The sequence below is a fragment of the Halorubellus litoreus genome (assembly GCF_055378595.1).
The window spans coordinates 1135012-1153662 of sequence record NZ_AP043836.1; the positions used below are offsets into that span (position 1 = coordinate 1135012).

Genomic DNA, 18651 nt, shown 5'->3' on the forward strand with positions numbered 1-18651 from the left:
GGGTCGCGAACCGCTCGCGGCGTGCCGTCGCCGGCGAAGCGCACCGCGGGACGCGGGCGAAGCGCACCCCGGCGCGCGGACGCGGGCGGAGGGGACCCGGGCGCGGTCAGGGGACGTCGACGTCGAGCGGTGCGACGCGCGTGGTGCCGTCGGCGGCGACGGTGACGCGGTGGTTCCGGGGGACGTCCCGCCAGACGCGGTCGTCCGCGAACAGCGGTTCGCTCGCGACGACCGTCGCCGCGTTCCCGTCGGGGTCGACCGCGCCCGCGTACTCGTCGTCGGCGACGAACCCGCTCGCTTCGCCGACGTGCAGCGTCTGCGCCGAGTCGGCGTTCGCGCTGGCGTACCGGGTCGCGACCACGCGCTCGCCGTCGGTCAGACAGACGTTCGCCTCGGTCGGGTCGTCGCGCGCGCCCACGTCGACGCGGAGGCGTTCGACGTGCTCGATCGTGCGTTCGACGGCGTCGACGAGGTCGTCGAGCGTCGGGTCGGCGGCGGCGTCGCCGAGGTACTGCTGGACGAGTGCGAACGCGTGCTCGCTGTCGGTCGACCCCCTGATGGCGAAGTAGTGCTCGTCCGCGAGGTCCTCGCGGAGTCGACGGACGACGTCGCGGTACCCGCCGATGACGCCGTTGTGCGCGAACAACAGCTCGTGGCGGCCCTCGACGACGGGGTCGCGGTCCCGGCGGTCCTCGAGCGTGCGTTCGCCGCCCGGGAACGGGTGGCAGTTGCGTTCGTGGACCGCGAGCCCGGGGCTGGCGGCGCGGACGTGCGCGAGGTACACGGGCGTCTCCACGAGCGGACTGATGCGACGCATGTTCTCGTCGCTCCACGCCGGCCGGACCTCGCGGTACACCGCCGGCTCCGGGGAGCGCTCGGGCTCGTACCAGCCGACGCCCCAGCCGTCGCCGTTCAGCGGTTCTGGGCGCTCCCGCGCGTCCGTGGACTGCTGTACGATGGAGTGCTCGGGCGCGTAGAGGAGTTCGTCGAGTCGAATCGGCGGCCCGTGGTAGGCGACGAACCGACACATGCCCCGAGGTGTCGACGCGCAAGCGCTTGAACCTACGGCTCGTCGAGTGTGCGACCGTCAGGGAGGCCTCGTCCGGGAGCCGTCGCTCGCGACGTGGTCCTGGCGGCCGCCCGAAGTGGGCATGGCAGGGGCGGCCACCTGCAGTCGACGACCTGTGCCTGAATCGGTCGGCGACTGGGCCCCCGAATCCTCGAAGACCAACAACACGTCGAGGGCGAACCCAAGTAAATCCCCCGGTCGTCGGGGAGAGCGCCCGAGACCTGTGATTCCAGGGTATTAGCGGACATGGTGGGCAGGAGATGGGTCGACGCGGGTACCGCTGTACACGTTCGTCGAATCTCGAACGCCGCGAGCGCGCCGCGAGCAACCGGGGGTCGCGAACGCCAGCGGTCGTCGACGCGTGGCGGGTGGTTTTTCACCGTGTAGGTAGACGAGAGTGGTATGACGACTCTGCTCGACGACGGCGTCGCGGACCAGGTCGTGACCACGGCGCGGACCGCCGTCGGGGACAGCCTCCGGTCGGTGACGTACTTCTCGCGCGACGACTACGAGCAACTGTACCTCCGCGGGGACTTGGAGCGGGACGCGGACCTCGGAACGTTCGTGGGTCACGAGTGGCGCGAGTGGGAGACCACGCAGTCCGCGTACGCCGGGAGCGAACTCGGCGCGCACGAGTACACCATCCGCGTGTTCGAGAACGGGTTCCTCATCCGCGTGGCCGTCGACCGCGGCGGCGTGTTCGTGACGACCGACGGCCTCACGCTGAAGGACTTCGAGGAGCTCGCGGGCGCGCTCCGCGAGGTCCTCGACGGTCGGTAACCGTCGACGCTCGCCCGCGACGGCGTTCGTCCGCGACGGTGCGCCGCCGCGAACGCAACCCCCTTCTCCGCGGAGTTCGAAGCGAGCCCATGACCGCGAGTACGCCGAGCGACGTCGCGACCGCGTTCGAGCGCCACGACGCGTTCGCCGCGACCGACGACGACCGCTTCGCGCTCGACTCGACCGCGTTCGACGTGACAGTCACCGCAACCGAACCGGACTCCGGGAAGGCCGGCGCGTTCACCGTCGTCGTCCCGGTGCCGGCGCTGTCCGCGACGGTCGACGACCCCGACGACGTCGCGCCGGTCGTCGAGGACGGCTGGTTCGAGACGTTCGAGCGACGCCTCGAGGACGCGTTCGACGTCGCGAAGACGAGCTACGGCGACGACCCGGTCGTCGACCGCGGCGCGGAGACGGTTCGCGTCGAACTGGCCTACGAGTCCTGGGACGCCGCCGAGGGCGTCGCGGACGCGAAAGCGCTCGCCGAGTACGTCGAAGGAACGTGGGTGCAGGGGCTCATCCCGGGCTACGACTACGTCGGCGTCGCCGCCGACCTCCGGTCGCAGGCCTCGCAGAACACCGCCGGCGACGACGACGGGAACGGCCGCAGCGGCACGCCGCTATAGAAGACGGAACTGGCGAGCCGCCGTCAGTCCATCGCGATGTACGTCTGGGTGTCCTCGACGCCGTGGATGCCCTGGATCTTGGTCGCGGCGACGTCCTTGACCTCGCCGGGTGATTCGACGGACACCTTCGCGATGATGTCGACGTCGCCGGCGACGATGTACGCGTGCTCGACGCCGTCGAGCGCTTCGATGTCGTCTCTGAGTCGGTCCGCCTCGCCCGTGTTCGCCTTGATCATGATGTAGGCAGTGACTGGCATCTCAAGCACCTCCGGTGAGGGTGGCGGCGCGACCGCTCGCGTCGCCGACGATTATCTGTCTGACGTCGCCGAGCACCTCGAAGTCCGCGAGGACGACGAGCCGGTCGCCGAGCTCGAGTGACTCGTCTGGGTTCGGGATGCCGACCGGGTGGCCTTCCTTCCCGAACGCGAGGACGGTGGCGTCCGCGGGGAGTTGGAGTTCGCTGATGGTGTAGCCCTTGACGGGCGACGCTTCGGTGACGGAGAGTTCGACGATCTGGAGGTTCTGGGCGATGTCGGCGATGGCGCGGATGTCGCCGCCGAGGAGCGCGTTCTTCGCGCCGATGGCGCCGAGGCGCTCGGGGTAGATTATCTCATCGACCTCGTCGGCGTACTTCCGGTAGATGTCCTCGCGGTAGTCCTCGTCGATGCGCATGATGGTGCGCGCGCCGTGGTGTTTCGCGATCATGCACGCGGCGAAGTTCGTGTTCAGGTCGCCGGTGAGTGCGCCGACGGCGTCGGCGTCGGCGATACCGGCTTCCTCGAGTTTGTCCTCGCGAGAGCCGTCGCCTTGGACGACGGTGAACTCCTGGTCGCGGGCGCGTTCGACCTTCCGTTCGTCGCGTTCGAGCAACGTCACGTCGTGGCCCTCCTCGCGGAGGACGCGGGCCGTCCGAAGACCGACTCGGCCAGCTCCTATGATAACGAACCGCATACTACCACGTACGACGGACCCCTTCAAGTACCTTACCCCGCCGTCGTCTGGTGGTCGAGGGGAAGTTTTTTGACGTGCCAACGTGTACCACACAGCGATGGTTCACGCGTTCATCATGGTCAAGACCGCCGCCGGGAAATCCGAGGACCTCCTCGCGCAGATCCGCGACATCGACCTCGTCGACGCCGCCCACATCGTCGCCGGGAACTACGACATCATCAGCGAAGTCGACGCCCCCGAAGTGTACGACGTCCTCCACACCGTCTCCAGCGAGATGCAGAAACTCGACGGCGTCTCCGACACCAAGACCTACATCTCAATGAACTGACCGCGGGCACCGACGCGCACGCGCCTCGAACTGACCCACGGGTTCGAGACCAGAAGAACGACCGAACCGCTCCACTCCTCGCGTCTCCCACCGCTCCGAGCAACTGCGTCTAGTGGTCGAGCTCCATCACGTCGTGCTCGGCCGCGAACGACTCCATGAACGCCTGCTGCTCGCGGAGCCCCTCGGGCATCTCGTCGTAGACGTGCTCGAAGACGTCCGCGACGTCCTCGGGCTCCGTGTTCTCCGCGGTCTCGATGGCGTCGTCGAGCTCCTCGTCGGCCTCCTCGTAGATGGTGTCGACGTACTCCTCGGTGAGGACGTCCTGCTCGAAGAGGTACTCCTCGTAGCGCTCCAGGGGGTCCCGGGTGCGCCACTCCGGGAGGTCCTCGGCCTCGTCGCGGTACCGAGAGGGGTCGTCGCTCGTCGTGTGCGCGCCCTGGCGGTACGTGAGGCTCTCGACGAGCACGGGCTCGCCGTTGCGCGCCGACTCGAGCGCGCTCTCCGTGAACTCGCGGACCGCGAGCGGGTCGTTCCCGTCGACCTGCCCGCCCATCATCCCGTACGCCTCGCCGCGTTGCGCGATGGAGTCCGCCGCCGTCTGGCGCTCGCGGGGCAGCGAGATCGCCCACGCGTTGTTCTCGCAGAAGAACACGACGGGCGCGTCGAACACGCCCGCGAAGTTCAATCCCTCGTGGAAGTCGCCCTCGGAGGTCGCACCATCGCCGAAGTAACACAGCGCCGCCTTGTCGTCCTCGCCGCGGTAGTTCATCGCCATGCCCGCGCCCGCCGCGTGCGGAATCTGGGTCGCGATGGGGACCGCCTGCGGGAAGTTCGGGACGTCGTGGTCGCTCTCGTACTCGGGGAACCCGCGGCGGAACAGGAGGACGTCGCTCATCGGGACGTCCCGCGCGATCTGCATGCCGTTCGAGCGGTACGTCGGGAACAACCAGTCGCTCGCCGCCATCGCGTGCGCCGCACCGACCTGCGACGCCTCCTGGCCCTTGTACGGCGGGTAGCCGCTCATCCACCCGCGACGCTGGAGTGCCAGCGCGCGCTCGTCGAACCGTCGTGCTCGTACCATGTCCCGATAGAGCGCGCGCGCCTCGTCCGCCGAGAACGGCGTGTCCGCGAGGTCGCGCTCGCCGATGACCCGATGCATGCACTCGCCTCCCGGCGCTCCGGAAAAAGCACTTGCGGTCCGTCGCCGAGAACGCTACTTCGAGGCCGAGTGAACTCGTCGCGACCGCTCGCACCCACCGCCGAGGTTTACGTGAGACGTAAACCCCTCGGCGTCGCGGTCGGTCCCGCCGCCCTCGACGCGACCGACGCCGAAGGCCCGGCGTCGATGGGGGTTAGTTCGTGGAGCCCTCACGGTCGGGTATGGTCACGACCGTCGGCCTCGTCGGCATCGGCGTGCTCGTGGTGGTGCACACCGCGCTGGCCGCCCTCGTCACGCGACTGTTCAGGAACCGCCTGGAGACCGGGTGGGGGAGCGCGATCTACGCCGCCGTCGGCGGGGCGTTCGTCCTGTTCGTCTCCACGCTCGTCCTCTCGGGCATCTTCGGTATCGGCGGGAACCTCGGGTCGCGGTACACCGCCGTCCTCGTCGTCATCGCGATGCCGCTCATGCTCGGTATCACGTTCGACTACTTCTGGATGCCGTCGCCCGACGAGGTCGAACTCCCCGAGTCGCTCGACTCGCGGTGACGCGCGAGCCATCCTCGGAGCGGCGACCGCGCCGTCAGGCGTCTGGGTCGCGGACGCCCTCGCCGAGCCCGTCGCCGACGCCCTGGTAGTCCTCGCGGTCGCCCTCGCCCGTATCCAGCGGGTCGTATCCCGCCGCGCGACGGCCGCCGGCCTCGACGACCGTCTCGATGACGTGCTCGACCTCGTCCAGAACCGCCTCCGGGGACTGCGTCGCGTCCACGCGCACGAACCGCTCGGGCATCCACTCCTGGAGTCGGTCGTAGTTCTCGCTGACCGCCGAGAGGTACTGGAACTGCTCGAACTTGTTCGTCGCGCCCGACCGGTCGACGGCCGTCTCCGGGTCGACGTCGAGGTAGATGGTGAGGTCCGGCTGGACGGTGAACGGCTGGTGGACGCCCCGCACGTACTCCACGGGCCGGTCGACGATACCGTCGAGACTCGCGCCCTGGTACGCGCACCGCGAGTCCACGTAGCGGTCGGAGACGACGAGGTCGCCGTCGGCGAGCGCCGGGCGAACCACGCGCGAGAGGTGGTCGGCGTGGTCCGCGACGAACGTGAACAGCTCCGCGAGCGGGTCCGCGTCGTCGTCCTCGATGGACCGGTAGACCGCCTCGCCGTACGGCGAGTCCGTGGGTTCGCGCGTGAAGACGGCGTCCGGGTAGACGTCGTGCAGGGCCTCCCAGACGGTCGTCTTCCCGCTCCCGTCGAGGCCTTCGAGCGTGACGAGCATGCGCCCTCGTAGCGGGCGCGAACACGTTACGCTTCCGCTCCCCGCTCGCGACGCTCGACGCGCCGTTGGGCTAGCGCTTATCTGCCTGCCGATTCATATATCGGATATGAAAGTTATCGTCGCTGGCGGAACCGGATTCGTGGGACGACACGTCTGTCGCGTACTCGCCGACCGCGGGCACGACGTCACCGCGCTCGCGCGCAACCCGAGCGACGCCGACCTCCCCGACGCAGTCGACACCGCGATGGGGGACGTGACCGCGTACGACTCCTTCGAGAGCCACTTCGAGGGGATGGACGCGGCCGTGAACCTCGTCGCGCTCTCCCCGCTGTTCAAACCGCCGCGCGGCCTGAGTCACGACCTCGTGCACACGCAGGGGACCGCGAACGTCGTCGAAGCGTGCGAGAACCACGGCGTCGAGCACCTCGTCCAGCAGAGCGCGCTCGGCGCGGACCCCGACGGCCTCACCTCCTACATCCGGTCGAAGGGCCACGCCGAGCGCATCGTCCGCGAGTCCGACGTCGACTGGACCATCCTCCGGCCGTCCGTCATCTTCGGTGACGGCGGCGAGTTCGTCGGGTTCACCAAGCAACTGACGACGCCCGTCGTCGCGCCGCTGCCCGCGGGCGGGACGAACGAGTTCCAGCCGATCTGGATCGAGGACTTCGCGCCGCTCGTCGCGACCGCCATCGAGGACGACGCGCACCGCGGCGAGGTCTACGAGATCGGTGGCCCCGAGGTCCTGACGATGCGCGAGGTCACCGAGCTCGCGTGGGCGGCCGAGGGCAAGCACCCGAAGATGGTGACGCTCCCGATGTGGTTCATGAAGACCGGACTCACCGTCGCCGGCCCGGTCCCGTTCTTCCCGTTCGGCCCGGAGCAAGCGAAGGCGCTGAAGATACAGAACACGGTCGCGGAGAACGACGTGACCGCGTTCGGCGTCGACGAGGACGACCTGCGGACGCTCGCGGACTACCTCGGCGTCGCGGACGACGACAGCGAGGCGACGACGTCGCGAACGGACTCCGCGAGCGCCGCCTGAGCGCGCACCGTCGCGGCACGGTCGTCGACATCGCGGCGTCAGAACGGTCGTTTCACGCCCGTCGTCGTCACCTCGGCATCCCCAAGCGCTGCCTGAAATGTCCGAATTCCGTCCAAGGACGGCTTGAACGTGGCATAACGTGTCGCTACGGCACCCCGGGACGCGCCCCGACTTAAATAGAGCGGGTTCGTGTCACGGAATTTTCCCGATAACGTGTGCCTACATTCCGGTCGAAGCACGCACCGTCGGGCGATTATCGCCTCGAAAGTGATGGCACGTGTATATTTAAACCATCCAAAGCCTTATGTCGTTCATCACTCTCTAATCAAGCCAACGGAGCCCCCCTTCAAACCATGAAACTGGCGATGATCGGATTCGGTCAGGCAGGCGGGAAGATCGTGGACCGCTTCGTCCAATACGACGAGCGGACCGGGAGCGGCATCGTCCGCGCCGCTATCGCGGTGAACACCGCGAAAGCGGACCTGATGGGCCTCGAGAACATCGAGCAGGAGAACCGGGTACTCATCGGGCAATCCCGCGTCAAAGGACACGGCGTGGGCGCGGACAACGAACTCGGCGCGGAGATCGCCGAGGAGGACGTCGACGAGGTCCAGGGTGCGATCGACGCCATCCCGACCCACGAGGTCGACGCGTTCCTCGTCGTCGCCGGGATGGGTGGCGGGACCGGCTCGGGTGGAGCCCCGGTCCTCGCCAAGCACCTCAAGCGCATCTACACGATACCCGTGTACGGCCTCGGCGTCCTGCCGGGGAGCGACGAAGGCGGCATCTACACGCTGAACGCCGCACGCTCGTTCCAGACGTTCGTCCGCGAGGTCGACAACCTCCTCGTGTTCGACAACGACTCCTGGCGGCAGGCCGGCGAGTCCGTCGAAGGCGGCTACGACGACATCAACAAGGAGATCGTCACGCGCTTCGGCGTGCTGTTCGGCGCGGGCGAAGTCGGTGAAGGCGACGAGGTCGCCGAATCCGTCGTCGACTCCAGCGAGATCATCAACACGCTCGCGGGCGGTGGCGTCTCCACCGTCGGGTACGCGAGCGAAGGCGTCGACCTCGACGACGGCGGCGGTCTCCTCTCCCGATTCACGGGAAGCGACGAGCAGGTCGACACCGCGCACACGACGAACCGCATCACGAGCCTCGTCCGGAAGGCCGCACTCGGCCGCCTGACGCTCCCCTGCGAGATCGAGGGCGCCGAACGCGCGCTGCTGGTCATGTCCGGCCCGCCGAAGCACCTGAACCGGAAAGGCATAGAGCGCGGGCGGAAGTGGCTCGAGGAGCAGACCGGGTCGATGGAGGTGCGCGGCGGCGACTTCCCCGTGAAGGAGCCCCAGGTCGCGGCCTGTATCCTGCTGTCGGGCGTGAACGACGTGCCCCGCATCAAGGAGCTGCAGCAGGTCGCCATCGAAGCGCAGGACAACATCGAGTCGATCCGGGAGGAGAGCGAAGATAATTTGGAGGAGTTGGTGGAAGATGACGAAGATGAACTCGACCCGCTGTTCTAAGCTGTTCGCGTGCTGTCTGGTCGCGATGCTCGCCCTGTCCACCGTCGCCGTGCCGGCGGCGGCCGTGAGCGTCGACTCCGAGGACGTCCCGAGCGAGGCGGAAGCCGGGACGGGGTACGAGGCGTCGGTGACGCTCACCGACCTGTACACGGACAACAACAAGTGGCAACTGAACGCGTCGACGGAACTCACCGGGGACCCGCTCTGGACGATCGAGTACGTCGGCGTCGAGGGCGACGTGACGGAGACGGTGACGCGGACCGGGCAGAACGTCACCGTGAGCGAGCGGACCGTCGAATCGCCGACCAGCGAGGTGCGCGTGACCGTCGAGGGCACGGTGCCCGAGGTCGGGAACTGGTCGTACGAACCGCGGCCGTCGTTCCTGGCGATGGAGCTCGCGCAGGTGCCGGTGACGAGCGACGGGTCGACGGGCGCACCGTCGACGATCGAGACGTGGACGGCCGCGCACTACACGGCGGACTCCCAGAACGCACGCGAGGCCATCGAGTCCGCGACGGAGGCGATCGCGAGTGCGGAGGACGCGGGCGGTGACGTGAGCGACGCCGAGGATTCGCTCGCGGACGCGAAGCGCTTCTATCGGAACGAGGACTTCGACGCGGCGGTCGACAACGCCGAGGACGCCCAGGAGCAGGCGAGCGACGCCGAGCAGGCCGCGCAGTCCAGCCAGCAGACCCAGCAGTTACTCGTCTACGCGGGCGTCGGTGTCGTCGTCCTCCTCCTCATCGGTGGGGGCGTCTACTGGTATCGGCAGAACCAGCAGGACACCAGTCGCCTGGGCTGACGCCCGGGGGGTTCTCTCGTGGAGGTCGTCGTTCCGTTCTCGCCGACAGACCCGAAGACGCGTCTTTCGGGCGTTCTCTCGGCCGCCGAGCGCCGCGAGTTCGCGGGCGTCATGCTCGAGGACGTGCTCGATGCGTTGTCGCGGACGCGTGGCGTCCCCGAACCGTCGGTGCTGTCGACGGTGTCGCTCGACCGCGACCTCGACGTGGACGTGGTCGTCGACGACCGGGCGTTGACGCCGGCGGTGAACGACGTGCTGGCGTCGAGCACGGAGCCCGTGGCGGTCGTGATGGCGGACCTGGCGTTGGCGACCCCGACGGCGCTCCGACGGTTGTTCGCGAGCGACGCGGACGTGGTGCTGGCGCCGGGGCGGCGCGTCGGGACGAACGCGCTCGTCGCGCGCCACCCCGAGTTCCGCGTGGACTACCACGGCGCGTCGTTCGTCGACCACCGCGAGGCGGCGGCGCAGGTGGGTGCGACGCTGTCGGTCGTCGACTCGCATCGGCTCGCGACGGACGTGGACGAACCCGGTGACCTCGCGGAGGTGCTCGCACACGGCGCGGGTGCGGCGGCGGACTGGCTCCGCGACCGCGGGTTCGCGCTCGGCGAGCGCGCTGACGGGTCGGTGCACGCGGTTCGACACGACGAGTGAGTCGAGCGCGGAGTCGCCGTTCGAGTCGACGCTCGCGACGACGCTCGATTCGGGGCCGTGAACGAACCCGGAGACGGCGGCCGATTCATGCAGACCCTTGAAGTGGGTCTCTGAGAGAGAATCGAGTGCGCGGAACGGTCGCGCATCGTCACCTTTCCCACACGACGACCGCCCACCGACCCGCTATCCCAAGGGGTGGGGTTCGGGCGGTCGTCGACCGACTGACTGCTAGTGACACCGTCGGGCAGTTTCGTTCGACTGCGAGCTGCAGCTTCGGGGCAGTTTCGTTCGACTGCGAGCTGCGGCGCCGGCGCGGTCTCGTCCGGAAGCCACGGCGACGTCGGTCGGGGGAGAGCGCCGGCAGGCGTCGCCGCGGTGAGTCATCCTTTTGGCCGCGCGTCACGGAGGACGCGGTATGCTTCCGGGCGCCGACGAGTACGACGTCGACGTCACCGTCAGCGACCGCGACGTCGACGCGGCGCTGTCGGTGACGCCCGACGACGTCCAGCCCGCGGACGAGTTGACGTTCGCGCGGAACGTCTTCCTGCCGTTGACGACGGCGTGCCGGTACACGTGCACGTACTGCACGTTCTTCGACCCGCCCGGTGAGGCGACGCTGATGGACGACGACGACGTGGACGCCGTCCTCGACCGCGGCCGCGACGCGGGCTGTACGGAGGCGCTGTTCACGTTCGGCGACGACCCCGACGACCGCTACACCGAGATCCACCGCCAGCTCGACGACTGGGGGTACGACGGCGTCCACGACTACCTCGCGGCGGTCTGCGAGCACACGCTCGACGCGGGCGTGCTCCCGCACTCGAATCCGGGCGACCAGACCCGCGAGGAGCTGGCGGCGGTCGCGCCGTACAACGCGAGCATGGGCGTGATGCTGGAGACAACCGCGGACGTCGACGCGCACGCGGGCCCCAGGCAGAAATCGCCCGCACAGCGCGTGCGGACGATCGACACCGCAGGCGAGTTGCGCGTGCCGTTCACGACCGGTATCCTCGTCGGCGTCGGCGAGGACTGGCGCGACCGCGCGGAGAGCCTGCTCGTCATCCGCGACCTCCACGAGCGCCACGGCCACGTCCAGGAGGTCATCGTCCAGCCGGTCGTCGAGAACGACCGCTGGCAGGGCGGAAGTCCCGACGTCGAAACCATGCGGCGAGTGACCGCGATGGCGCGCGCCGTCCTCCCCGACGAGGTGTCCGTGCAGGTGCCGCCGAACCTCGCACCCGTCCGTGACCTCCTCGAGTGCGGGATCGACGACCTCGGCGGCGTCTCCCCCGTCACCGACGACCACATCAACCCCGAATACGAGTGGCCCGCGCTCCGCGAACTCGAAGCCATCGCGAGCGACGCCGGCGTCCCCCTCAGAGAACGCCTCCCCGTCCACGAACGCTACCTCCCCGCCGAGTTCCGCCGCGACGACTACGACGGCACCCCCGCCCCCGGCGACGACTGGCTCGACGACCCCGTCCTCGACGCCCTCCGCGACGACGGCCCCGCCGGCGACCGCTACCGTCGCGTCATCCGCGGCGACGCCGTCGTCGCACCGTAGTAGTCAGTCCTCCGCGCGCGGGCCGTCGTCGCTGCGTTCGACCGCGCGACCGAATGCGTACCCGGGTACGACGCCGACGAGCAACAGCGCCGTCCCGTACACCGGAATGAGGGGCCAGAGCGTGCCGATGACCGAGAACACGAGAACCTCGGAGCCGAGCGTCCCGAGGCTGCGGTCGAGGTTCTCGACGAACTCCCGGAATGCACCGTAGCCGCCGGTCGTCGCCATCACCGCGAGCGCGCCGGCGAGCCCTCCACGGCGCCGCGGCGTCGACCACGACCGACCCTCGACGACGACCCGCCACGCGCCCTGGGCCACGGCAGCAAACGCGAACGGGACGACGACGACCGCGACCGGGTGCAGCCAGAGCGCCTCCGGCCACCCCGGGTCGACGCGGTCCGCCAACGACCGGAGGAGGACGAGCACGTAGAACGCGTACGCCGCGACCGCGAACGCCACCCACGGTCGGCCCTCGACGGAGACTCGCACGACTCCTCTTGTTCGCGGTTGCATCATAAACACGGCGGCGGTCGAGGCGACGACCGGCCGTCGACGACCGACGCTCCGGCCGCCAGCAAGGCCAGGACGTCCCGCCGAACGGGTCAATCGGGACAGTCGACGAACTGCGAGAACACGCGCTGCTCGGCCTTCCGGAGGTGCTCGCCGACGTTCCCCGGCGAACAGCCGAGTGCGTCCGCGACGTCCTCCTGGGTCGCTTCGCGCGGATTCTGGTAGTACCCGAGTTCGACCGCGGTGGCGACGACGTCCTCCTGGCGGTCCGTGAGACAGTCGAACGCGTCCCGCCGACACGGCGTGTACTCGCCGGTCTCCAGGACGTCGAACGGGACGTCGAAGTCCGGGACCTCGCCGAACGTCTCCGCGAACGCCGCGTCCGTCCCGAGGTACGTCACCTCGAACGCGCCCGACTCCCGGACGACGATCGGGTGGTCCATGACGACGCACGTCTGGCGGCGCGCCCGCAGCATCGCCGCCGCCTTCGGGTTCGTGTCGTGATGGAGGTACGCGAGCGCCGCCCCGTCCCGCGGAGCCTGCATCGCGACGTCGTGCACGCTCGGGCACTCGCGGAGCGCGGCCGCCGCAGCGTCGGCGTCCCCACGCACCGAGACGAGCGCCGCGACCGTGCCGTCCTCGTGGAGTTCCACGCGGTGGATGTACTCGCGAGTGACGCCCTCGGCGTCCGCGAGCGCCTGCCCCCACGCCTGGAACGCGTCCCCGGACTCCGGATGATACACCGCAGTGACGTACCGCATACCCCGTAGGGTCCGCGGCGAAGAACTAAACTCCGTCGCACCAGGCACTTAAGATACCCTCGTATCCGGCGCAACAGCGTTACGCTCCCCGGACGACTACGTGCAGGCGTCGGGAACACCTCTGACGAACGGCCGCGAGCTGCCCACTCGCGTCCACCATCGCCTGTCATCTCCCGACCCCTATCCCCCCGCTACGCGAACGCCCCCCTGCCCAGGGGGCGTGGCCCTTCTCTCGACGTCACCGACCAGCGACCGCCGCGTCGACCGCCGGGCGCGAGCGCGTCAACCGACCGTGGATTCGACGGACGCGGACGCGTTCGCCGCCGGCAGGTGGAGGTCGTCGTCCTCGACGAGGACGCCGTCGGGCGTGACGACGCGCACCGTCGACGGGTCGACGAGCCGTCGACCGACCGCGTCCGCGCGCTCGGTCGCGACCCGGAGCTCGCCGTCGACGACGTAGAGATACCGGGTCGTCTCGGGGTCGAGCGCGGCGTCGAGCGTCGTCTCGTAGCGATCGCCGTCGACGGTCAGGACGACGGTCGTCCCCGCGGGGACCGCGTGCTCGCCGTACGCCGCGAGCGCGACGCGCGAGCGATCGTCGACGTCCGTGCTCACGCCGACGTCGCGGCGAGCGTTCGCCGGCACGTCCCCGACCCAGGACGGTCGCGACGGCGCACCCTCGCCCGTACTCACGAGTTCGAACGACGCCGACCCGCCCCAGACGTCGCCGTCGTCGGCGTCGACGTACGTCGCGTTCGCGCGGAACGAGTGGATGCGACCGGTGTCGTCGACCACGACGCGCGCATCGAACGACTGCACGTCCACGCCGTCGTACGGCGGGTCGGCGCTATCGGCAGTGAGCGTCACGAACGTCCGGCCGTCGCGCTCCGTGACGTTCACGACCTCGAACTCCCCGGCCGCCAGTGCGCGCGACGCGGACACCGGCACGGCAAGCGACGACGCCGCGCGGATGGTCGTCCGCGGCCGGTACAGCGTCTCGTTGCCGTCGACGCGCGTCAGCCGATGCCGGCCGCGCTTCCAGGCGGTGACGACCCGCCCGTCGTCGTGTACCGTGCGCTCGAGGACGCGCGTCCGGTTCGTCGACGCGACGACGACGACGCGCTCGCTGGACCGACTGGTCGTCGTCCCGTTCTCGCGGAACACGTCGGTCTCCGTCCCCCGGACCTCGAAGCCGGTCGCGGTGACGGCCGCAGTGTGATTGGCGACGAGGCGCTCCGCGTACACCACCCCGTCGCTCGTCACGCCGGGCGCGTACCGCGTCGCGTTCGCGGACACCTCGTCGTCGGGGCCGTCGTCGCCACCGATGGAGACGTGACTGTAGCTCGCGGACAGCGAGAGGAGTGACGTCCCGCCCGCGGTCACGGAGACGTCGACCTCGTTCGCGAAGTCCGGCGGGTCGTCGAACGCCGACGCGTTCGCGCGAACGACGAGGTCGTCGTCGACGCGCGCGAACGCGACCGTCTCGCCCGCGGCGATGGCGCGGTCGACGGTCGTCGCGTACGTCGTCCCGTTGCTCGTGATGGAGACGTTCGCGCCGGCCGGGAGGGCGTCAGGGCCGTCGTTCGTGACGGCGAGGACGCCGTGGTTGTCGACGTACCCGGTCCCGTTCGGGTTCGGGTAGTGCTCGCGGCGGACCTCGGCGTCCACGCTCACGTTCCGGCGAGCGGCGGTCGGGACCGCCGACAGCCAGTCCGGGCGCGTCGGGGAGCCGTCGAGCGATTCGACGCTCCACTCGTGGGTCTGCGTCGAACTCGAGTCGTTCGTGTGCACGCGGAACGACGCCACGAGCCCGCGCTCGTCGACGACGAGCCGAGCGGCGTACGTCCCGTTCGACATCGTCGTCGAAGCGTTCGGGTGCGCGCTGACGCTCTTCGACGCGGTGAGCGTGTAGACGTCGCGACCGTCGCGCTCGGTGACGTTCGCGACCGAGAAGTTCAGGCGGTCGAGGTAGCCCTCGAGGTACGCGCCGCCGGTGTACTCCGTGGTCGCGTACGGTCCCTCGGCGTTCCGGTACTGGGTCTCGTTGCGGACGTCGAGCCGCATCACGGCGGTCGATTCGTTCGCGAACACCTCGTATCCCGCGGTCCGGTTCCCGAGCGTCCGCGTCGTCGACACCCGGAGTCGGTCGCCGCCGGGGCCGGCGACGACGGCCGCGGTCGCGTTCGTCGCCGGTCCGGGCCCGTACGCGACCGTGGAGACGAGCGTCGCCCGGTAGCCGTCGGCGTAGAGGACGCGCTCGTGTGCCGCGAGGAGCGCGCTCGCGTTCGCGAGCGCTCCCGAGGCGTTCCCGGCGAGGGTCACGCCCGGTGGCGCCTCCCCGGCCGGGTTCGTCGCGTTCGCGTCGGCGGCGTCGCCGTCGGTCGACGCGTCGTCGTCCGCGGCGTCGCCGCTGGTCGTCGTCGATGCGTCAGTCGTGGGCGTCCCGGTCGCCGCCGCCGTCGACCCGTCGGTCGGGGACGGTTGCGTGCTCGGCGCGGTACAGCCCGCGAGCACGACGAGGGCGACGACGAGGACGGGGACCAACCGTCGCGTCATCACTCCGACTCCGTCCTGTCGAAAGGTAAGTAATTCGATTGCTTAGATAGATGCTGTAGTCTCCCAGTCGCTCGCGCAGCACCGCCGGAGACGCCACCCACCGGGCGATCCGTATCAGTTCGAACCGCCATAGAGCCCTGTGTACCGGTACGTACCACTCCTAGAGACGTTCATGTGTGGCGTCGAGCAACTAGCGACCGATGCACGTGGACGACCCACCGGAGACGACCGTCCTGACCGCGCTCGACGCGAACCCGACCCTGCACGTGAGCGAACTCGCCGACCGCGTCGACGGCGACCCGCGGCTCGTCGACCGGGTCTGTCACGAACTCGAGGTCGACGGCTGCGTGCGCTCGCGGACCGCCGGCCTCTACAGCATCACCGCGAAGGGCGAACGCCGCCTCCGCACCCTCATCGCCACCCGCTGACCGCCTCCGTCGCTACCGTCCGGTTCGCGTCGACGCGCTCGTTCCGGCGCGTCCGCTCGGTCGCGTTCGCGACCCAGCCCGGGCGCGTCGGCGTGGCGCCGAGCGATTCGAGCGTCCACTCGTGGGTCACGTCGCGCCCGGTCGCGTTCTGTCGGACGCGGTACGCGGAGACGACGCCGCGTTCGTCGACGACGATACGCGCGGTGTACGTCCCGTTCGTCGCGTCAGCGCTCTCGTTCCCGGCGGACGCCGTCGCGGTGAGCGTGAACACGCGTCGGCCGTCCCTGGTCGTGACGTTCGCGACCGAGAACTGGAGGTCGTCGTCCTCGAGGACGCCCTCGAGTGACCGCGGGTGCGTCAGCTCGCTCCCGTCGACTCGCCTATCGACGCGCTGATAGCTGGTGTTGCCGTCGGCGGTCGTCCGGAGGAACGCAGTGGTCTCGTTCTGCCAGACGTCGTACGTGACGGTGCCGTTCTCGCGGTCGACGGTCTCCTGGGACCGGTACCGCGTCAGGTTCGGCCCGGCGACGACGACCGCCGTCGAGTTCCGCATCGGGCCGTCGCCGTACGCCTCCTTCGAGGACCGAGTCGCCCGGAAGCCGTCCGCGCGGAGCACGCGCTCGTGGGCGGCGAGGAGCGCGCTGGCGTTCGCGACGACGCCGCCGCCGGTCGCGTTCGCGGCGACGCCCGGCGGCGTCGGACCTCGCTCGAGTGGCCCGGTGGCGTTCCCGGCGGTGGCGTCGTCAGTCGTCGTGCCGATACTTCCTGTCGTCGTTCCGTTCCCGGTCGCCTCCGTATCGCTAGCGGGCGTGCTCGGCGCTGTACAGCCCGCGAGCACCACGAGGGCGACGACGAGGACGGGGACCAACCGTCGCGTCATCGCTCGAACGTTCGGGGTGTCGACATAAAGGCGGTTCGGTGGTAGCAGCGGACAGAAGACGGTTCGGTGGTAGCAGCGGACAGAAGACGGTTCGATGCTACCAGTGGACAGCGACCTCGTTCGCGGAGCTACCGCGACCGCACGACGTAGTGCCCCTCGCCCTGGTCGACGAGCACGCTCGGTTCGCGCATACTGACGACGTACCCCGTCGGGTTCTCCGTGGTCTCGCAGGCCGCGCGGACGCTCCCGAGTTCACCGAGCAACTGCGCCGACGGCGGCTTCTGTGCCGCGCCGCAGTCGTATATCGTCACGAGCTGGCTCGCTCCAGCGCCCTCACCGCCGGTCGTATCCACGTCACGGTCGACGCCGTCGGACCCGTCCGCGTCACGGTCGACGCCGTCGGACGCGTCGCGCTCGTAGACGACGATGTGCGCGTGCTGCGGGAGGAGGTACCGCTCGCCAGCGTTCTCGTCGGCGTCGTCGGGGGCGGGAGCGAGATGATTCACGCGTTCTCGTGAACGATTCTCGCGGACGGACAAATCGACTTCGTTCGCCACCCAGAACCAGACCGAGGCATCGACCGAGCTACTCGTCGCGCTCGCGCTCCAGCTCGCGGTCGATGGAGTCGTCCATCGCGTCGAGTATCTCGTCCGTCTGCTCGAGCTCGCGCAGCTCGCGCTCGTGCTCGCGTTCGGACGCCTTGTCGAAGTACCAGAACGCGGCGAGCGTGACGACCGAGACGACGACCGCCAGCGCGAGCAACGCGACGACGAGTTTCGCGACCATCGACGCGTCAGGGCAGCACCGTCGCGGTGCTGTTCGACGACGAGTTCGTCGAGTTCGTCGCCGTCGAGTTCCCGGTCGGTCGCGTGAGCGTCACCCCGCCGTTCTCGCCCATCGGCACGTAGATCGTGTTCCCGTTCTCGAGCGCCTCGATGTACTGCTGTTCGAGGACGATCGGGTTGTTCTCGAGCGCCTCACCACGGATCTCGATCGCTTCGGCGTCCGCTTGCGCGCGAACGATCTCCTGCTCCTTCTTGGCCTCCTCCTGCTTGACCTTCTCCTTCTCGACCTCGACCTGTTGCTTCGCGCGTTCCTTCGCGTCGAGCGCGCTGTCTATCTCGTCGGGCAGGTCGATGTTCCGGATCTGGACCGCTTCGAGCACGATCGGTTCGTCCTCGAACTCGGAGTCGAGCGCTTCGAGCGCGGCGGTCTCCAGGGCTTCGCGTCCCTGTTGCGTGTAGATCGCGTCGTCGCCCGTCGTCTGGAGGCTCGACGCTTCGTCGCGGAGGACCGTCCGGATGGTCGGACGGATGAGGCGGTGCTCCATCTGGGCTTCGTCGTTCCAGTCGACGACGAACGTGTCCGCTTCGGCGGACTTGATGCGGTACCGGACGGTGATGTCGACGCCGACCGTCGACCCGTTGACGGTCTTCACCTCGATGGCGTCGCCGCTGTCGCGGTTCCCTTCGCCCTGGGTGGCGCTCATCGTGTACGTTCGCGGTCGCACCTCGACCGCTTGCACGCTCTGCATGACGGGGATCTTCCAGTGCGCGCCGGATTCGAGGGTGTTCCCGGAGACGGCACCCCACTCCTTCTCGACGCCTTCGTGACCTTCGGGGACCTGTCTGTAGGCAGCGACCGCGGTGAGCAGGGAGACGACGACGAGCATCGCGAGGCCGACGGCCGCCGCCTTCCTGAACGCGTTATTTTTCGATGTCACGTTATCTACTATTAGTGAGT

The 18651-nt window shown here is 69.3% G+C and carries 21 protein-coding genes and 1 pseudogene; 10 read left to right on the forward strand and 12 right to left on the reverse strand.

Annotation, left to right across the window (positions count from 1 at the left end; translation table 11 throughout):
* Positions 1 to 106: 106 nt before the first annotated feature.
* Positions 107 to 1030, reverse strand: coding sequence for a class II glutamine amidotransferase (locus tag ACZ48X_RS09860; RefSeq protein ID WP_336350870.1), 924 nt, complete (start codon positions 1028 to 1030; stop codon positions 107 to 109).
* A 441-nt stretch (positions 1031 to 1471) separates the two neighbouring features.
* On the opposite strand from ACZ48X_RS09860, the gene ACZ48X_RS09865 reads away from it, so the two are divergent.
* Positions 1472 to 1849, forward strand: a complete 378-nt coding sequence (locus ACZ48X_RS09865; RefSeq protein WP_336350871.1) for a DUF7522 family protein — start codon at positions 1472 to 1474, stop codon at positions 1847 to 1849.
* An 89-nt stretch (positions 1850 to 1938) separates the two neighbouring features.
* Positions 1939 to 2475, forward strand: coding sequence for a DUF5813 family protein (locus tag ACZ48X_RS09870; RefSeq protein ID WP_336350872.1), 537 nt, complete (start codon positions 1939 to 1941; stop codon positions 2473 to 2475).
* 23 nt (positions 2476 to 2498) lie between these two features.
* On the opposite strand, the gene ACZ48X_RS09875 is transcribed toward ACZ48X_RS09870, so the two are convergent.
* Both ACZ48X_RS09875 and ACZ48X_RS09880 read right to left on the reverse strand, forming a co-directional pair.
* Positions 2499 to 2732 carry an Lrp/AsnC family transcriptional regulator gene (locus tag ACZ48X_RS09875; RefSeq protein WP_336350873.1) on the reverse strand — a complete coding sequence of 78 codons (234 nt, stop codon included), beginning with the start codon at positions 2730 to 2732 and terminating at the stop codon, positions 2499 to 2501.
* 1 nt (position 2733) lies between these two features.
* On the reverse strand, positions 2734 to 3426 hold the full coding sequence (locus ACZ48X_RS09880) for a potassium channel family protein (RefSeq protein WP_336350874.1): 693 nt from the start codon (positions 3424 to 3426) through the stop codon (positions 2734 to 2736).
* Positions 3427 to 3523: 97 nt separating this feature from the next.
* Here ACZ48X_RS09880 and ACZ48X_RS09885 point away from each other — a divergent pair, with 97 nt between their 5' ends.
* A complete protein-coding gene (locus ACZ48X_RS09885) occupies positions 3524 to 3754 on the forward strand; it encodes an Lrp/AsnC family transcriptional regulator (protein ID WP_336350875.1) in 231 nt (76 codons plus the stop codon).
* A 109-nt stretch (positions 3755 to 3863) separates the two neighbouring features.
* Here ACZ48X_RS09885 and ACZ48X_RS09890 read toward each other — a convergent pair whose 3' ends face one another.
* Complete coding sequence (locus ACZ48X_RS09890) at positions 3864 to 4913, reverse strand: thiamine pyrophosphate-dependent dehydrogenase E1 component subunit alpha (RefSeq protein ID WP_336350876.1); 1050 nt, start codon at positions 4911 to 4913, stop codon at positions 3864 to 3866.
* Between the two features lie 221 nt (positions 4914 to 5134).
* Here ACZ48X_RS09890 and ACZ48X_RS09895 point away from each other — a divergent pair, with 221 nt between their 5' ends.
* Entirely contained in the window at positions 5135 to 5461 is a 327-nt protein-coding gene (locus ACZ48X_RS09895) for a hypothetical protein (protein WP_227133426.1), read from the forward strand.
* 154 nt (positions 5462 to 5615) lie between these two features.
* On the opposite strand, the pseudogene tmk reads toward ACZ48X_RS09895, so the two are convergent.
* Positions 5616 to 6191, reverse strand: a pseudogene (gene tmk, locus ACZ48X_RS09900) (dTMP kinase); the annotation flags it as partial.
* 106 nt (positions 6192 to 6297) lie between these two features.
* Between tmk and ACZ48X_RS09905 the strand changes: the two are divergent.
* The 5 genes from ACZ48X_RS09905 to cofG all read left to right on the forward strand — a co-directional run bounded on the left by ACZ48X_RS09905 (position 6298) and on the right by cofG (position 11773).
* Positions 6298 to 7233 carry a complex I NDUFA9 subunit family protein gene (locus tag ACZ48X_RS09905; RefSeq protein WP_336350877.1) on the forward strand — a complete coding sequence of 312 codons (936 nt, stop codon included), beginning with the start codon at positions 6298 to 6300 and terminating at the stop codon, positions 7231 to 7233.
* A 353-nt stretch (positions 7234 to 7586) separates the two neighbouring features.
* The gene (locus ACZ48X_RS09910) at positions 7587 to 8756 is read left to right on the forward strand and encodes a tubulin/FtsZ family protein (protein ID WP_336350878.1); all 1170 of its coding nucleotides are present in this window, start codon (positions 7587 to 7589) and stop codon (positions 8754 to 8756) included.
* Between the two features lie 25 nt (positions 8757 to 8781).
* Positions 8782 to 9558, forward strand: a complete 777-nt coding sequence (locus tag ACZ48X_RS09915) for a hypothetical protein (RefSeq protein WP_336350879.1) — start codon at positions 8782 to 8784, stop codon at positions 9556 to 9558.
* Between the two features lie 18 nt (positions 9559 to 9576).
* Positions 9577 to 10209, forward strand: a complete 633-nt coding sequence (cofC, locus tag ACZ48X_RS09920; protein WP_336350880.1) for a 2-phospho-L-lactate guanylyltransferase — start codon at positions 9577 to 9579, stop codon at positions 10207 to 10209.
* 415 nt (positions 10210 to 10624) lie between these two features.
* Positions 10625 to 11773: a 7,8-didemethyl-8-hydroxy-5-deazariboflavin synthase subunit CofG gene (cofG, locus tag ACZ48X_RS09925; protein ID WP_336350881.1), complete on the forward strand. Its 1149-nt coding sequence runs from the start codon at positions 10625 to 10627 to the stop codon at positions 11771 to 11773.
* Positions 11774 to 11776: 3 nt separating this feature from the next.
* Here cofG and ACZ48X_RS09930 read toward each other — a convergent pair whose 3' ends face one another.
* From ACZ48X_RS09930 to ACZ48X_RS09940, 3 genes are all read right to left on the reverse strand, one after another.
* Positions 11777 to 12262 carry a hypothetical protein gene (locus ACZ48X_RS09930; RefSeq protein WP_336350882.1) on the reverse strand — a complete coding sequence of 162 codons (486 nt, stop codon included), beginning with the start codon at positions 12260 to 12262 and terminating at the stop codon, positions 11777 to 11779.
* A 113-nt stretch (positions 12263 to 12375) separates the two neighbouring features.
* Complete coding sequence (locus tag ACZ48X_RS09935) at positions 12376 to 13044, reverse strand: helix-turn-helix domain-containing protein (protein WP_336350883.1); 669 nt, start codon at positions 13042 to 13044, stop codon at positions 12376 to 12378.
* A gap of 282 nt (positions 13045 to 13326) precedes the next feature.
* The gene (locus ACZ48X_RS09940) at positions 13327 to 15600 is read right to left on the reverse strand and encodes a hypothetical protein (RefSeq protein WP_336350884.1); all 2274 of its coding nucleotides are present in this window, start codon (positions 15598 to 15600) and stop codon (positions 13327 to 13329) included.
* A gap of 200 nt (positions 15601 to 15800) precedes the next feature.
* Between ACZ48X_RS09940 and ACZ48X_RS09945 the strand changes: the two genes are divergently transcribed.
* Positions 15801 to 16028 (forward strand): hypothetical protein, encoded by a 228-nt coding sequence (locus ACZ48X_RS09945; RefSeq protein ID WP_336350885.1) that lies wholly within the window; start codon positions 15801 to 15803, stop codon positions 16026 to 16028.
* Here ACZ48X_RS09945 and ACZ48X_RS09950 read toward each other — a convergent pair.
* The 4 genes from ACZ48X_RS09950 to ACZ48X_RS09965 form a co-directional block, all read right to left on the reverse strand.
* Complete coding sequence (locus ACZ48X_RS09950; RefSeq protein WP_336350886.1) at positions 16012 to 16908, reverse strand: hypothetical protein; 897 nt, start codon at positions 16906 to 16908, stop codon at positions 16012 to 16014. The genes ACZ48X_RS09945 and ACZ48X_RS09950 overlap by 17 nt on opposite strands.
* Before the next feature lie 128 nt (positions 16909 to 17036).
* Entirely contained in the window at positions 17037 to 17414 is a 378-nt protein-coding gene (locus ACZ48X_RS09955; protein WP_336350887.1) for a hypothetical protein, read from the reverse strand.
* 79 nt (positions 17415 to 17493) lie between these two features.
* Positions 17494 to 17694, reverse strand: a complete 201-nt coding sequence (locus ACZ48X_RS09960; RefSeq protein WP_336350888.1) for a hypothetical protein — start codon at positions 17692 to 17694, stop codon at positions 17494 to 17496.
* Between the two features lie 7 nt (positions 17695 to 17701).
* On the reverse strand, positions 17702 to 18631 hold the full coding sequence (locus ACZ48X_RS09965; protein WP_336350889.1) for an SPFH domain-containing protein: 930 nt from the start codon (positions 18629 to 18631) through the stop codon (positions 17702 to 17704).
* Positions 18632 to 18651: the final 20 nt, after the last annotated feature.

What these genes read in the sequence shown, in the direction of transcription:
- ACZ48X_RS09950 (WP_336350886.1), bottom strand. Translation starts at nt 16,908, where the DNA reads ATGACGCGACGGTTGGTCCCCGTCCTCGTCGTCGCCCTCGTGGTGCTC.
- ACZ48X_RS09890 (WP_336350876.1), bottom strand. Translation starts at nt 4,913, where the DNA reads ATGCATCGGGTCATCGGCGAGCGCGACCTCGCGGACACGCCGTTCTCG.
- ACZ48X_RS09945 (WP_336350885.1), top strand. Translation starts at nt 15,801, where the DNA reads ATGCACGTGGACGACCCACCGGAGACGACCGTCCTGACCGCGCTCGAC.
- ACZ48X_RS09880 (WP_336350874.1), bottom strand. Translation starts at nt 3,426, where the DNA reads ATGCGGTTCGTTATCATAGGAGCTGGCCGAGTCGGTCTTCGGACGGCC.
- ACZ48X_RS09875 (WP_336350873.1), bottom strand. Translation starts at nt 2,732, where the DNA reads ATGCCAGTCACTGCCTACATCATGATCAAGGCGAACACGGGCGAGGCG.
- ACZ48X_RS09935 (WP_336350883.1), bottom strand. Translation starts at nt 13,044, where the DNA reads ATGCGGTACGTCACTGCGGTGTATCATCCGGAGTCCGGGGACGCGTTC.
- cofG (WP_336350881.1), top strand. Translation starts at nt 10,625, where the DNA reads ATGCTTCCGGGCGCCGACGAGTACGACGTCGACGTCACCGTCAGCGAC.
- ACZ48X_RS09885 (WP_336350875.1), top strand. Translation starts at nt 3,524, where the DNA reads ATGGTTCACGCGTTCATCATGGTCAAGACCGCCGCCGGGAAATCCGAG.
- ACZ48X_RS09860 (WP_336350870.1), bottom strand. Translation starts at nt 1,030, where the DNA reads ATGTGTCGGTTCGTCGCCTACCACGGGCCGCCGATTCGACTCGACGAA.
- ACZ48X_RS09865 (WP_336350871.1), top strand. Translation starts at nt 1,472, where the DNA reads ATGACGACTCTGCTCGACGACGGCGTCGCGGACCAGGTCGTGACCACG.
- ACZ48X_RS09940 (WP_336350884.1), bottom strand. Translation starts at nt 15,600, where the DNA reads ATGACGCGACGGTTGGTCCCCGTCCTCGTCGTCGCCCTCGTCGTGCTC.
- ACZ48X_RS09915 (WP_336350879.1), top strand. Translation starts at nt 8,782, where the DNA reads ATGCTCGCCCTGTCCACCGTCGCCGTGCCGGCGGCGGCCGTGAGCGTC.
- ACZ48X_RS09905 (WP_336350877.1), top strand. Translation starts at nt 6,298, where the DNA reads ATGAAAGTTATCGTCGCTGGCGGAACCGGATTCGTGGGACGACACGTC.
- ACZ48X_RS09870 (WP_336350872.1), top strand. Translation starts at nt 1,939, where the DNA reads ATGACCGCGAGTACGCCGAGCGACGTCGCGACCGCGTTCGAGCGCCAC.
- ACZ48X_RS09910 (WP_336350878.1), top strand. Translation starts at nt 7,587, where the DNA reads ATGAAACTGGCGATGATCGGATTCGGTCAGGCAGGCGGGAAGATCGTG.
- ACZ48X_RS09960 (WP_336350888.1), bottom strand. Translation starts at nt 17,694, where the DNA reads ATGGTCGCGAAACTCGTCGTCGCGTTGCTCGCGCTGGCGGTCGTCGTC.
- ACZ48X_RS09895 (WP_227133426.1), top strand. Translation starts at nt 5,135, where the DNA reads ATGGTCACGACCGTCGGCCTCGTCGGCATCGGCGTGCTCGTGGTGGTG.